This window comes from Streptomyces chlorus, from assembly GCF_042655885.1.
Taxonomy (GTDB): domain Bacteria; phylum Actinomycetota; class Actinomycetes; order Streptomycetales; family Streptomycetaceae; genus Streptomyces; species Streptomyces chlorus.
Genome location: NZ_JBHSOA010000125.1, coordinates 1 through 13,620, shown reverse-complemented (window position 1 = coordinate 13,620; position 13,620 = coordinate 1). Strand labels below are relative to the sequence as shown.

At 70.7% G+C, this 13,620-nt stretch carries 11 protein-coding genes and 4 pseudogenes; 8 read left to right on the top strand and 7 right to left on the bottom strand.

Annotation, left to right across the window (positions count from 1 at the left end):
• Positions 1-238 (top strand): hypothetical protein (locus ACFPZI_RS33745; protein ID WP_381370979.1); only part of this gene is annotated, 238 nt, incomplete at its 5' end.
• Here ACFPZI_RS33745 and ACFPZI_RS33740 read toward each other — a convergent pair.
• Positions 229-462, bottom strand: a complete 234-nt coding sequence (locus tag ACFPZI_RS33740) for a hypothetical protein (RefSeq protein WP_109382240.1) — start codon at positions 460-462, stop codon at positions 229-231. The genes ACFPZI_RS33745 and ACFPZI_RS33740 overlap by 10 nt on opposite strands.
• Before the next feature lie 128 nt (positions 463-590).
• Complete coding sequence (locus ACFPZI_RS33735; protein ID WP_381370978.1) at positions 591-1,841, bottom strand: tyrosine-type recombinase/integrase; 1,251 nt, start codon at positions 1,839-1,841, stop codon at positions 591-593.
• Between the two features lie 289 nt (positions 1,842-2,130).
• Here ACFPZI_RS33735 and ACFPZI_RS33730 point away from each other — a divergent pair.
• A pseudogene (locus ACFPZI_RS33730) lies at positions 2,131-3,580 on the top strand (NF041680 family putative transposase).
• Between the two features lie 8 nt (positions 3,581-3,588).
• On the opposite strand, the gene ACFPZI_RS33725 reads toward ACFPZI_RS33730, so the two are convergent.
• The gene (locus ACFPZI_RS33725; protein WP_381370980.1) at positions 3,589-4,275 is read right to left on the bottom strand and encodes an AMP-binding protein; all 687 of its coding nucleotides are present in this window, start codon (positions 4,273-4,275) and stop codon (positions 3,589-3,591) included.
• Positions 4,276-4,456: 181 nt separating this feature from the next.
• Between ACFPZI_RS33725 and ACFPZI_RS33720 the strand changes: the two genes are divergently transcribed.
• From ACFPZI_RS33720 to ACFPZI_RS33710, 3 genes are read left to right on the top strand one after another with little or no spacing between them, the layout of a single operon-like run.
• Positions 4,457-5,293, top strand: a complete 837-nt coding sequence (locus ACFPZI_RS33720) for a CPBP family intramembrane glutamic endopeptidase (protein WP_381370977.1) — start codon at positions 4,457-4,459, stop codon at positions 5,291-5,293.
• Positions 5,290-6,438, top strand: coding sequence for a sensor histidine kinase (locus ACFPZI_RS33715; RefSeq protein WP_381370976.1), 1,149 nt, complete (start codon positions 5,290-5,292; stop codon positions 6,436-6,438). Before ACFPZI_RS33720 ends, ACFPZI_RS33715 begins: the two co-directional genes overlap by 4 nt.
• The gene (locus ACFPZI_RS33710; RefSeq protein ID WP_381370975.1) at positions 6,435-7,094 is read left to right on the top strand and encodes a response regulator; all 660 of its coding nucleotides are present in this window, start codon (positions 6,435-6,437) and stop codon (positions 7,092-7,094) included. Before ACFPZI_RS33715 ends, ACFPZI_RS33710 begins: the two co-directional genes overlap by 4 nt.
• 25 nt (positions 7,095-7,119) lie before the next feature.
• Here ACFPZI_RS33710 and ACFPZI_RS33705 read toward each other — a convergent pair.
• Positions 7,120-7,318, bottom strand: a pseudogene (locus ACFPZI_RS33705) (porphobilinogen synthase); the annotation flags it as partial.
• Between the two features lie 338 nt (positions 7,319-7,656).
• Between ACFPZI_RS33705 and ACFPZI_RS33700 the strand changes: the two are divergent.
• Both ACFPZI_RS33700 and ACFPZI_RS33695 read left to right on the top strand, forming a co-directional pair.
• Positions 7,657-8,776: pseudogene (locus ACFPZI_RS33700) on the top strand (integrase core domain-containing protein).
• A 96-nt stretch (positions 8,777-8,872) separates the two neighbouring features.
• A complete protein-coding gene (locus ACFPZI_RS33695; RefSeq protein WP_381370974.1) occupies positions 8,873-9,631 on the top strand; it encodes an IS6 family transposase in 759 nt (252 codons plus the stop codon).
• Here the strand turns inward: ACFPZI_RS33695 and ACFPZI_RS33690 are convergent.
• From ACFPZI_RS33690 to tpg, 3 genes and pseudogenes are all read right to left on the bottom strand, one after another.
• A complete protein-coding gene (locus ACFPZI_RS33690; RefSeq protein WP_381370973.1) occupies positions 9,553-11,445 on the bottom strand; it encodes a recombinase family protein in 1,893 nt (630 codons plus the stop codon). The genes ACFPZI_RS33695 and ACFPZI_RS33690 overlap by 79 nt on opposite strands.
• A gap of 309 nt (positions 11,446-11,754) precedes the next feature.
• On the bottom strand, positions 11,755-11,949 hold the full coding sequence (locus ACFPZI_RS33685) for a hypothetical protein (RefSeq protein WP_381370981.1): 195 nt from the start codon (positions 11,947-11,949) through the stop codon (positions 11,755-11,757).
• A pseudogene (tpg, locus tag ACFPZI_RS33680) lies at positions 11,941-12,153 on the bottom strand (telomere-protecting terminal protein Tpg); the annotation flags it as partial. The pseudogene tpg and the gene ACFPZI_RS33685, both read right to left, overlap by 9 nt.
• Before the next feature lie 188 nt (positions 12,154-12,341).
• Between tpg and ACFPZI_RS33675 the strand changes: the two are divergent.
• Positions 12,342-13,463 (top strand): PP2C family protein-serine/threonine phosphatase, encoded by a 1,122-nt coding sequence (locus ACFPZI_RS33675; protein WP_381370972.1) that lies wholly within the window; start codon positions 12,342-12,344, stop codon positions 13,461-13,463.
• The last annotated feature ends 157 nt before the right edge of the window (positions 13,464-13,620 follow it).

The window sequence follows — 13,620 nt, the reverse complement described above, 5'->3', positions numbered from 1 at the left end:
ATCACCCCGTTATGGCATGTCATCACATCGGTGTGAAACGGCAGGAAACATCACTTACCGCACTCTCACACCGCATCTCACCCGGCTGCTCGCGCACCAGCAAGTGTTCGTGGCGTCGCCCTTACCGGTGCGGGTGCGCCGGACGGCGGACGGCGGGCTGACCCTACGGGTGACGAGTGAGGTCACCAACGCCTCCCTGTCGACGGCCACCGCGGGATCCGTCGTCCGTCAGGCGTGATCCACGAGTTGCGCGAAGCCCTTCTGGCGGGCGCAGTGCGCACAGCAGAAGTACTGCCCGTCCGCTTGCAGGCCGTGGCCGAGGATGCGGCACTGGCAGTTGTCGCAGACCGGTGCCATCTTCTGGGCGGCGCACTCGATGCTGTCGAAGGTGTGGACTGCTCCTGCGGCGTGCACTTCGAACGAGCTCTCGTAGTCGTTTTGGCAAACCTCGCACACGGCCATGAATGGTCAACTCCTCGTTGTTGCATGGACAAGCCGGAGTGCCTGCCTCGGCGTCACTGGAAGGTAGCGACAAGGCGCACAGCGCTTCGGGCGGCACGTCGGCCCGCGCCCGACCGGCATACCCGAAATCACTCTGCTGGGCGCGGGAAGACGCTATGGGTGTGGCGGCCGCTCCGCCTCGGCCTGGCAGCCCGTCGTCCATCCATGACGCGGCGTATCTGCTGACCGCAGCAGTGCGCCGGCCGGCGCTGTGGCGCCGACATCGCGGGGCTATGGGTGCCTCCCGAGCGCGGCATCCGCCTCCCCGCCGCCACCAACTCGACCGCCGCCCGCTTGTCCGCCTCGCTGGTGTGCAGGTAGGGCGTCAGCGAGGACCGGGAGATGTGCCCCATCAGGTCCTGGACAACGTCCTCGTCGACGCCGGGGCGGACCCAGGCCGTGGCCGCCCCGTGCCGCAGCATGTGCGGACGGGCGGTGAGCTGGGCCTTCTTCGCCAGCCGGTCGAAGAGCTCCTTGGCGGTGCCGTAGCGCATCGGCTGGCCCAGCGGGGCGTGGAAGAGGTTGACGAAGACCATGTCGCAGTCGGCCGCCTCAGGAACCTCGTCCCGCTCGAATTGGTAGTCCGCATAGAGGCCCGCCAGGTCCTCGGTCACCGGGATGACCCGGGCGAAGCGGGACTTGGCCAGGGCTCCGTTGGCGTTGTTCGCCCGCCGCCGGATGTGGATGTGCGGGCCCTCGACCCGGCAGCCGAGCATCCGGGAGTCGGTGAGGAGGTGCATGTCCTGGCGCCGCAGTCCCAGGGCCTCGCTGATCCGCTCTCCGGTGCAGCCGAGCAGGGCGACCAGGAGTCGGTCCCGGGCATGCGTGGCGACCTGGAACAGCTCGTCAGCCTCCTCCGGGGTCAGATACTCCACGGCCTCTTCGGCCGGCTCCGGCAGCTTGAGGATCTTCGCCCTCATCGTGCGGAACTGGCCGTCCTCGCCCGCTTCCTTGCCCGGCGGCAGCCAGTTCAGGTACTTCGTCTCCGTCAGCCGGGCCACCAGCTCCGGGTCCACCCACTCGTTGCGCGAGCAGAACCGCAGGAACTCGAAGACCCCGGTCATCAAAGCGTTCGCCGACTTCTCCATCCGGAACCGCGGCGGCGACGTCACCCGCGGAATTCGCGGCGGCAGCGGCTCATCCACCAGCCACCGCAGAAACCGGGCCAGATCCAGCAGGGTGATCTGCTTCCAGTCCAGGCCCCGCCCGGAGCACCAGGTCAGCAGCAGCGCGGTCCGGATCCCGTACGCCTTCTCGGTGTTGAACGACCGGCCCATGTCCCGCAGAGCCGCCAGGAACGTACACGCCTCGTGGTGGAGCCGGTACGACTCATCAACCACGACCCACAACGAACGGCCGTCCACAGGGGACTCGGCGCATGCAGCACGAAACCTCATGCCACCCATGACTGTCCGTCAGCACGTGTCTTACAACCAGCAGATATCTCACAGTCACACGAACTGGTGACCAGGAACTGACCCACGTGCCTGAGCTTGGCGTTTAAGCTCCGCCCGTGGTCAGCTCGTTGAGCTGACCACGGGCCTCGTCGTTCTACAGACAGCAGGGCGGCCTTTGCGTGATCATGTCTTCTCGCTGAAGTCGACGTTGATCACAACAAAGGCCGTGAGGGTGAGTCTGCTGGACGATGCCGCCCACGTCGAGTCCCTGACCGCCTTGTCCCGGTTCCGGACCGACTTCTACGCTTGTCTGCCCGCCCGCGCCGATGCGCTGTTCGAGCTGACCGACGCGCTGCTGTGCACGGACGGACCGGTCAAGACGCTGGTCGAGCTGTCGCTGGCGCCCGAACACCGGCGCGGGCACGGCGCACTGTATGGAGCCTTGAACCATGGGCGGCTGGAGGTGGCGCGGCTGCGCCGGGCGCTGAGCGGCCCGCCGCTGCCGCGTGCGACCGACGGGCGGATCGTGCCGGCCTGCGATGTCAGCAACTGGCTGCGGCCGGATGCGGCCACCAGCGCGGAGCGGCTGTTCTGCCACACCTACGGCCGGGGCAGGGGCTCGGCGCAGATGATCCCGGGTTGGCCGTACTCGATCGTCGCCGCCCTGGAGCCGGGCCGCACCTCTTGGACCGCGCTGCTGGACGCGGTCCGGCTCGGGCCGGGCGACGACGAGACCGCCGTGACCGCCGCGCAGCTGCGCGAGGTGATTGAGCGCCTGCGCGCAGCCGGGCACGTCCAGGACGGCGACCTGCCGGTCCTCATCGTCTTCGACGCCGGCTACGACGTCACCCGCCTCGCCTTCCTGCTGGCCGACCTGCCGGTGGAGCTGCTGGGGCGGATGCGCTCGGACCGCGTCCTGCACTTCCCGCCCCCGCCGCAACCGCCGGGCAAGGTCGGGCGCAAGCCCAAGCGCGGGGCGGAGTTCAAGTTCGAGGACGAGGCCACCTGGCCCGCACCGGCCCGCACCGGCCCGTATCGCCACGAGCGCGACCAGCCGCTACGGTCAGGCCGTCGCCACCGCCTGGGACCGGCTGCATCCGCTGCTGAGCCGACGCTCGGCATGGGCCGACTACCCCGAGGGTGAACTCCCGGTCATCTCGGGCACGGTGGTCCGCCTGCGGGTCGATCGCTTGCCCGGGGACCGCGACCCCAAACCGGTGTGGCTGTGGTGGTCGGGCGTCGATGCCACGGCCGCGGATGTGGACCGGCTCTGGCGGTCGTTCCTGCGAAGGTTCGATCTTGAACACACCTTCAGGATGATCAAGCAGACGCTCGGCTGGACCCGCCCGAAGCTCCGCACCCCCGAGGCGGCGGACCGATGGACCTGGCTGATCATCTCCGCCCACACCCAGCTCCGCCTCGCCCGGCCCCTGGCCGAGGACCTCCGCCGGCCCTGGGAACGATCCGCCCGGCCCGGCCGTCTCGCCCCTGTCCGCGTCCGCCGAGGATTTCGCCGCCTCCACGGGAAGATGCCTCAGCCGGCCGGCGCGCCGAAATCCGGCACAGCAGGCCTCGGTCGGCCGGCGGGCTCGAAGAACAGGTGCCGAGCCCGCGAGCACCCCGTCGGAAAACAAAGCAAAACGGACACTGCGAAGTCCGCCTCAAAGCGGCAGGCAGCATAAACGCCAAGCTAAGCCGAAGTCAGTAATGGGCCGTCAGCGTACGGCTCGAGGCCTGTCGCGAGGACTCCCCCGAAGAAGCGGCCCGCGTCGTCCGCAGGGTCCAGGTATCCGGGGAATCGCTGTGGCCCGCGCATAAGCAGCTCGCCCTCGTCGGCGGGACGCATCCGCTCGTCGACCACCAGCGTCTCGGCACCGGGGTGGAGCGTGCCGATGGGCAAGGTGCCGTTTCCGGTGCTCGGCCAGTCGGCCGGGTTGGCGGGAAGCTGGTAGCCCGTGCACGTCACGGTCAGCTCGGTGGGGCCATAGAGGTTTTCCAGGCGGGCGGCGGGAGCAGGCGGCGCAGGGGGAGCCGATGCCGGTGGAGGGCCAGGCGTCGGTGTCGAGCCGGTGGGCACTGTGGCGGGCCCAGGCCAACCAGGGGTTGCCGTGCTGCGCGTACTCGTCGGTGACCTTCCACCCCGGGAGGGCCCGCCGGACCTCTGCAAATGCCAAGTGCCCCCGAGGGGAGTGGCAAAGGCGGCGCCCACTCCTCCTTCCCGGTCCGGAGAGGTTCCACTCGGAGCCCGGGTCCCGAGCGCCGGGCCCCCGCCGGACGTCAGCGCGCCCGGGACGTCATACCCGTCGAGGCACTCCCAGGCCGGTGACCGGTTCGGGGGGCGTCGGACGGTGCCTCCTGTGCGAGAACGCGCGAACATGCGGGCGGTCTTCCCGACAGCCAGGTGCACCGACACCCGAATCGAACGGCCGGTCGGAGCGCCTGTCCCCCACGCGAGCTACGCGCAGGTGTCCACCGTGAGGTGACGATTCGCGGACGCCGGATCCGTAGCGTTCGAGGCGTCGCGGCACCCCGGCCGCGAACCCGGAGAAGGAGCGTTCATGAGGTTCGTCTGGCAGCTGTCGGCCGTCGTGGTGGTCGCCATGATCGGCGGTCAGGTCGTCGCCACCGTGGAGAACAACCCCTGGCTCCAGCTCGTCCTGGGACTCCTGGTCTCCGTGCTCGCCGTACTCGTCTACGGACGGGTGGTCAGCAGGACCGAGCACCGCCCGGCCATTGAAGTGGCCCGTAAGGGTGCCGGGGCCGCGATCGGCCGGGGGATGCTGATCGGCGTCGCGATGTTCGGCGCCGTGCTCACCAACATCTACGTCAACGCGCACTACGAGATCAACGGCCTGGGCTCGGTGTCCGGCACCGTGGGACTGGTCGGCTTCATGGCGGCCGCCGCCGTGACGGAGGAACTGATCTTCCGGGGGGTGCTGTTCAGGATCATCGAGGAGTACACCGGCACCTGGATCGCACTGACGCTGACCGGGCTGCTGTTCGGCCTCTCGCACCTGCTGAACCCCCACGCCGACCTGTGGGGCGCCCTCGCCATCGCGATCGAGGCCGGCGGCATGCTCGCCGCCGCCTACGCCGCGACCCGCACCCTGTGGGTGCCGATCGGCCTCCACTTCGCCTGGAACTTCGTCCAGGCCGGCATCTTCAGCGCCGAGGTCTCCGGCAACGACACCCCGCAGGGACTGCTGGACACCATGACGTCGGGCCCGACGTGGGTCACCGGCGGCGACTTCGGACCGGAAGGCAGCGTGTACGCGGTGCTGTTCGGCGTACTGGTGACGATCGGGTTCATGTGGCTGGCCCGCAAGCGCGGCACCCTGGTGCCCCGTCGGCGCGCCGACCGGATCGCCGCCATCCCCACTACACTGCCCCGGTGACCGGACTTCCGCGGATCCAGGAACTGTGGCGCCGGTCAGGCGCCGCAGTCTGGTACGTCCCGCTCGCAGCGGTCCTGTTCGTCGCCTCGCTGGTCTACCACGACAACGGCACGGAGCTCGGCGGCCTGCCGACCCGCCCCTTCGACGCCCTGACCCTCGCGGCGATCGCCCTCCAGTGCCTCCCGCTCGCCGGACGCCGGCGGTGGCCCGTCCTCTGCTTCGCCGTGGTGTCGATCGGCTTCGCCCTCGACCAGCTCCGCGGCTACCACTCACTCGCCGGCATCGCGCTGCCCATCACGCTGTTGAGCGTGGCCTCCCACCTGGAACACCACAGGCGGGCAACCGCGATCGCCGCCTCCGTGGCATACGTCCCGCTGGCGGTCGCGCTCCACCGGCTCGGCCCCGGCGAACCGCCCGGCGAGTTCGTGACATTCTACCTGGCCGTGGCACTCGCCTGGGGCGTCGGGGCATGGGTTCGTCACACCCGGACCCTGGAGGCCGAGCGCCGCCGCCGCGTCGCCGAGGACACTCGCACCGCCGAACGCGCCCGCATCGCCCGCGAACTCCACGACGTGGTGACCCACCACGTGACGGCGATGGTCGTGCAGGCCGAGGCGGCCCGCTATCTGACCGCCGTCCCCGATCGCCTCGACCAGAGCCTGACAGCCGTCACCGACACCGGCCGCCGGGCCATCACGGATCTGCGGCACCTGCTCGACCTGCTCAACCCCGACCACAGCACCGAGCCCAGGACCCCACCCGTCGGCCGGCTCCTCACCCTCGTCGAACAGACACGGCGGGCCGGTCAGCCCGTGGAGTTCACCGAAGAGGGCACACCGGCCGAGTCGACCGGCAGCGCCGACCTCGTGGCCTACCGGGTGGTGCAGGAGTCCCTGACGAACGCCCTCAAGTACGCCCACGGCAGGCGCACTTCCGTCCGGGTTCGCCACGGCTCAGGAGAGATCACCGTGGAGGTCGGCACGGACGGCTCCGGCTCGGAGACCCCCGGACTCTCCGGGAGCGGGCGCGGCCTGGCCGGTCTCCGTGAACGAGTCGACGTCCTCGGCGGCGACTTCAGCGCGGAGGAACAGAAGGACGGCGGCTTCGTCGTCCGCGCCCACATACCCGCCGGGAGCCCGTCGTGACCGCGCCCATCCGCGTCCTGATCTGCGACGACCAGGTACTGGTCCGCACCGGACTGGCGACAATCATCGACGCCCAGCCCGATCTCGAGGTCGCGGCCGAGTGCGGGGACGGGCGGACCGCCGTCGACCTCGTCGGACAACTCCGCCCGAACGTCGTGGTGATGGACATCCGCATGCCGGTGCTCGACGGCATATCGGCCACCCGCCTCCTGGCCGGCGCCGGCGTACCGCACCCCGTCAAGGTGCTCGTGGTGACGACGTTCAACATCGACGAATACGTCTACGAGGCGCTCCGCGCCGGCGCGAGCGGCTTCCTCCTCAAGGACGCGCCACCGGCCCAACTGCTGCACGGAATCCGGACCGTGGCGGCGGGCGCCGCACTGCTGGACCCCGAGGTGACACGCCAGCTCGTCGGCCGGTACGCCGTCCGGATCCGCCCCACCGAGGACAACGGGCCCGACGTCCCGCTGACTCCCCGCGAACTGGAGGTCCTGCGCCTCATCGCGGACGGCCTCTCCAACAACGAGATCGCCGCGGCCCTCGTGATCAGCCGGGAGACGGTCAAGACCTTCGTCTCCCGCATCCTCACGAAGCTCGACCTCCGCGACCGCGTCCAGGCAGTCGTCTACGCCTACCGTCAGGGCCTAGTGTCCTGAAGCGGGCCACGGCCCCTGACGGGCCTCAGCGGCCGAGCCGCTGTGCGACCTCCGTCGCCCAGTACGTCAGGATCATCCGCGCACCCGCGCCAGATGCCCGTCAGGCTCTCCAGGATCGCCGCGTCCCGGTCGATCCAGCCCTTCTCCGCGGCGGCCTCGATCATCACGTAATCACCGCTGATCTGGTACGCCGCGACCGGCACGGCCACCGCGTCGGCCACCTTGGGTGGCTTTATCGAGCAGTAGTGGCGGCGGGCTGCCCGGAAGTCGGCGGTGATGGCGTAGTCGGCTGTCCGCAGGGCCTGGTGCAGGGCGGCGGGAAGGTGGGGGCGGTGGCAGACCAGGGTCAGGTGGATACCGGTGACGGCGCGCAGTTGCAGGAGGCGCATCGTGCGGCGGGCTCCGGGGTGCGCGGCCGCCGCCGGGTTCTGGGATGCCTCGGCCAGCCACCGCCAGACCGTGCGCTCCGATGCCCCCAGGCACTCTGTGGGGCTCGTTTATTCATCGCTGCAAGTGAGGACGCATCTCGGGCGCCTTCAGGGGCGGTTGGGATCATGCACGAGTGATCGTGCCGTTGCTGTACAAGAGGACCCGGAAGCCGCTGTCCGTCCCGACGGTGCTCCTGCGCCGCGACACGGCCAAGGACGCGGAGCTGCTCGTGCTGCGGCACGAGAACGCGGTGCTGCGTCGGCAGCTCAAGGGGCCGGTGCGCTACGAGCCCGCGGACCGGTTCTGGCTCACGGCGCTGTCCACACTCATCCCCGCCGCCGCCGGCGAGCGGTCTTCCCGATCACCCCGGGGGCCCCGCCGGCCTGGCACCGCCGACTGATCGTGGCGAAGTGGGACTACACCGCCCGACGCGGCCGAACCGGCCGCCCACCCACCAAAGCCGCGCTCAAGGAGCTCACCCTCCGCCTGGCCAGGGAGAATCCACGGTGGGGGCACAGGAGAGTCCAGGGCGAACCGGCCCGGCTCGGGCACCCGATCGCCGCCTCCGCGGTGTGGCAGATCCTGCATGCGGCCGGGCTCAACCCGGCCCCGCGCCGCTCCGGCCCGACCTGGCGGGAGTTTCCGACGGCCCGGGCCGGGGCATCGTCGCGGTCGACTTCCTGCACGTGGACACCGCGCTCGGTGGGCGGTTGTATGCGCCGGCGTTCCTCGAGCATGGCACCCGGCGGCCGCACATCACCGGCGTCACCGCCCACCCGACCCGGGAATGGGCCGTCCAGCAGGCCCGGAACTTGGCCGCCGACCTGGGCATGCGCATGGACTCGCCGCGGTTCCTGCTGCGGGACCGCGACGACACATACGGTGCGGCGTTCGACGCGGTCTTCGAGGCCGAGGGCCTGGATGTGATCTTGAGTGCGCCGCGGGCTCCCCGGATGAACGCACACTGCGAGCGGGTGATCGGAAGTATCCGGCGCGAGGCCCTCGACCACGTCCTGATCATCGGCGAGGCCCACGCCCGGCAGGTGCTGACCAGCTATCAGGACCACTACAACAGGCATCGGCCGCACCGGGCACGCCAACAGCTCCCACCCGACGCCGACCGCCGGCCCGCCACCGTCCACGACCTCGACCTCGACCTCGACCTCGACCTCGACCTCGACCTCGACGACCGAAGACTCCTACGTACCCGAGTCCTCGGCGGCGTCATCAACGCGTACCGATACGCTGCCTGACGTGCAGCGATGACTTGCCGAGCCCTACAGGTGCCGGCCGGACGTAGTCGTGGGTGGCCCGCTCGGGGCGTTGTCACGTTGGCTGACCGGCGTGGGATGATCTCCGTGGAGGTCGTATCGGGGAGGGGACTGCTCGTGTCGTCCGCGCCGCCGTCGTACCGGGGGCACCGGTACCCCGTCGAGATCATCTCCCACTGCGTGTGGCGGTACCACCGGTTTCCGCTGTCGTTCCGCGAGGTCGAGGAACTGATGCTCGAGCGCGGCGTGCTCGTCTCCCACGAAACCGTCCGGCGGTGGTGCCTGAAGTTCGGTCAGGCCTACGCCGACGCGCTGCGCCGCCGGCGGCCCCGGCCCGGCGACACATGGCACCTGGACGAGGTTTTCATCAAGATCAACGGCGAGCAGAAGTACCTGTGGCGGGCCGTCGACGCCGACGGCACCGTCCTGGACATCCTCGTACAGTCCCGCCGGGACAAGGCCGCGGCCCGGCGCTTCTTCCGCAGGCTGCTGAAGAAGACCCGCGCGGTGCCGAGGGTGCTGGTCACCGACAAGCTGCGCTCCTACGGCGCGGCCCACCGCGAGGTGATGCCCTCCGTGGAGCACCGCTGTCACCAGGGCCTGAACAACCGGGCCGAGAACTCCCACCAGCCGACGAGACAGCGCGAACGTGCCATGAAAGGCTTCCGTAGCGTCGGCGGGGCGCAGCGGTTCCTGGCCGCGTTCAGCGGCATCTCACCGCACTTCCGGCCCCGCCGCCACCTGCTGACCGCCACCCACTACCGCGCCGAGATGACCATCCGCTTCACCATCCGGGACCAGATCACCGGCGCCGCCGGCCAGCCCGCCGAGGCCTGAGCACCGGCCCGAAACCCGGCCCCCACCACGCCCCGACGCGCCATCAGACACTCACACACCCAACAACGTGACAACGCCGTCGGCGCCGCTTGAGCCGGGTGTGGATGCCGGGCAGGGCCCGGCTGTCGCCACTGGAGACCAGGGTGGCCACATCGGTGATCACGTTCACGCTGTGGTCGTCGCAGGTCTCGGTGAGATGCACGACCGCGTCGCAATAGGTAACCCGGGGTGGGGTCCGGGCTGGTGGACGGGATCGAGTGCCGGATCGTGATCCTGCCGGCGCCGATCCGGACTTCCTTGACCACCGCGCGCAGGACGCGCTGGCGTTCGATCACGGAGGTGGTCCGGGCGCTCTCGCGCAGTCGTGCCAGGAAGCTCTCCAGGTTGTCGGCGAGTTTGAGGTAGGTCTGCTGGTCGACGAGCTGGGCGGCCAGGGCTTCCAGCCGGCCGTGCAGGTTCTGGCGCTGGGCCCTCAGTGCGGGGACCCTTTCGCGGAGCTCGTCCCGCGTGATCAGGTCCTCCTGGTAGGCACCGATCAGGCGGTTGATGGCCGCGTCGACGGTGGCGATCTGCCGGTGCAGCCGCTCCTGGCGTGCCCGGACCGGGTCGGCGTCACGCATCTGCGCGAGCCGGTGCTCCAGCTCCGCGCGCACCAGCGCGGGGTCGGCGAGCAGGACGACCATGTGCTCCCACACCAGCTGGTCGAGATCGTCGGCGCGCAGCGGGCGGCTGGAGCAGACGCGTCGGCCTTGGGGCAGTTCCCATCCGTTGGTGCCCGGGCAGCGGTAGTAGTGGTACTTCTTCGGGCCGGGCCCCTGCGAGGTCCGGGTATAGGAGTATCCGCAGATGTCGCACACCAGCAGCCCCTGCAGCAGTGCGGGCTCCTTGGTGTTGCGTGGGGAGAACTTCGCGTTCTCCGCCAGCCGCCGCTCCACCAGGGCGAAGACCTCCTCGCTGACCAGCGCGGGGACCGGGATCTCGATCCACTCCTGCCGTGGCCGGGCGGTCACCCCGGCCTGGGCCGGCACGGCGCGTCCGGCCAGCCGCGAGGTGCGGTTGGGGCGCGGCGGAGCGGGGGCGGTCTGCGTCTTGCCGAAGCAGGCCCGGCCCATGTAGGCGGGGTTGCGCAGCATGCGGCCCAGCGTGCCCGCGTCCCATTCGGGCCTGCCCTGCGGCGAGGGGATGCGATCGCGCGTCAGCTCTCGGGCCAGGGCCCGCATGGAGATCCCCCCGGCCGCATACCGGTGGAAGATCCGCGCCACCACGCCGGCCTCGGCCTGGTCGACCGCGTAGGCGGCCGCTCCGTGCTCCGCCTTGGACAGGTACCGGTAGCCATAGGGCGCCCGGCCCAGCACGCTGGCCTGCCCGGCCCGGGCCCGGTGCAGCTTGCCGCGGCGGGTGCGCTCGGCGATCTGCGCCCGCTCGTACTCGGCGATCACCCCCTGGACCTGCACCAGCAGGGCCTGCTCCGGAGTGGCGGCCTCGGGGTTGCGGAGGAACACCACCTCGGCGCCGTTCCGGGTGAACTCCTCGACCAGGAGCACCTGGTGGGCAAAGGTGCGGGCCAGCCGGTCCGGGGCCAGGCACAGCACCCGGTCAACCAGCCGCTGGGCGCTCAGGTCCCGCAGCCGCTCCAGCGCCGGCCGCACCAGGGTCGAGCCCGACCATCCGTCGTCGGTGAACACCCACTCCTCGGGCACCTCCCACCCCTGTTTGCGCGCGTGCTCGCGCAGGCAGGTGACCTGGCTGTCGATCGTCTCGTGCTGTTTCTGCCGGGCCGAGGACACGCGGGCGTACAGCGCTGCAGGAATCATGGCCATCACCTCGCTGGCCTGGGCGAATAGCGCGTCCCCGCACGGGGACCAGGATCTGGTAGGCGGCGGCGAGCTCCACCGCGCCCAGCCGGTCGAAGACGAACTCGACCGTGACCTGTGGGCGGTCCATCGGTGCCCCCAGCCGGTGGCGGACTCACCGCACCCGGCCCGATGCCGGTGGGACACCGTCGAGGCCACCACCCGCCCTGCGACCATAACGCCGGGCAGGTCAGCCGTCTGCGACCCGCCGTGACCGGGTGCGCAGCTCGGCAGTCACGCCCACGACGATCTGGAACTCGAAGTTACCTTTTATGTTGTAGGCGTCTGTGCGAGGTAGCCGGTCCAGCGGGTGTTGCCGCGCAGCACGAAGCGTGCTTGGAGGTCGTAGGGGCTGCAGACCTGCAGTCCGGCCGGTGACTGTCCGTCCTTCTCTCGGCGTGGCCGCAGCCGGCCGCGGGCATCGACGACGAACTGCTGCACCATGATCTGGCGCAGGGCCTCCAACTGCGGCCCCAGAGCGAGGGCGAGGTGGCGGATGCGGGCGTCGTCGGTGGTGCCGGGCGCGGCAGTGAAGCCGAACCGGGCCCGAGTGTCACCGAACAGGCCGGTACTGGTGGCCGCCTACTTTCGGGCTTGGGCGCGGATGCGGGGCTGCCAGCGGGCGCGGACCGCGTCCTGAAGGCGCTGGGCGAGGTCGGCGCGGGGCCGGTCAGCCAACGTGACAACGCCCATCAGGGGACACGCAGAAGTCCGGCTGATCGCCGGGGGCTCCGCCCGGCCGTGGTGCCCCGGTCGCCGTGGCCGGGAATGCGGCGGAGACTGAAGGCCGGATTCTGTCCAGGAACACCCCGGAGCGCAGGAGAATGGGCCCCACCCGCGCGTCACCGCCCCTTCAGATGCGGTGGTTTCGTTGGCTGCCCGCCGCGCTGATCCTCGGCGTGTTCCTCCTCGACCTCCTCACCCCGCCACATGTGAGGGTGTTCCTCCTGCTGGCGGCTGTTCCCGTGCTGGTCGCCCCCTGGCTCTCCCTGGCCGGGACGATCACCACCGGCGCGGCGGCGCTCCTCGCCGCGGTAGCCCTGCCGCTGGTGAGAGACAGGACGCCGTTCGGCATCGATAACATCTTCCCGTTCTCCACCTTCGTCACCCTGACCCTCCTGGCCGCGGTCGTCAACCGGCTGCTGGCCCGCGAGCGGCGGCAGCTGAAGAACGCCCGCGAGGTCGCCGAGGCCGTCCAGCGCGCCGTGCTCCCCTCCCCGCCCCACCGGATCGGGCCGCTGACCGTGGCCACCCGCTACGAGGCCGCCACGCGGGAGGCCGCCATCGGGGGCGACCTGTACGCGATCCATTCCACCCCCTACGGCACCCGGCTGATGATCGCCGACGTCCTGGGCAAGGGCCTGGGCGCGGTCCAGACCGTCAACGCGCTGCTGGGCACCTTCCACGAGGCCACCCTCCACATCCCGGACCTGCCCGGCGTGGTCCGCCGCCTGGAGGAGCGGATCCAGGAGGCCAACGCCGCCGAGAACGGGGTGGAAGCCGAGAGGTTCGCCACCGCCGTCATCGCCGAACTCTCCGCCGACGGCTCCACCCTGCACATGGCCAACCGGGCACACCCGGCGCCGCTGCTGCTCCACCGCGGCCGGGTCCGCCCGCTGGAGCCGGGCACGCCCTCGCTGCCGCTGGGCCTGGCCGACCTCGGCGGCCCGGACGTCCCGGTCGACCGGTACGTCCTGCCCGAGGGCGCGGTGTTGGTGCTGTTCACCGACGGCGTCGTCGAGGCCCGCGACCACCGCGGGATCTTCTACGACCCCATCCCACGGCTGTCCCGCCCCCTCCCCCCGGACCCAAACCACGTGCTGGACGCCCTGCTCGCCGACCTGCACCGGCACGCCGCAGGACACCTCAACGACGACGTCGCCCTCCTCGCCATCGGCCTGCCCCACGACACGAACAACGGCCCCGGCAAGGCCCCGGCCGTCCACCGGAGAAAGGCGGACGACGGCCGGCGCGTTTGAGAAAACCCACGAATCTGCTGCGCAATCCCCCGGGACCGCGGGACCACACTCCGCGACCCACGGCGACGCTCGGTGCTCCGAGCGGCTGTTCCTAAGCCTTGATCCACCGATGTGACGGCTGTGGATGACTCTTCGGGAAACGAGGAAGTGCCCTGCG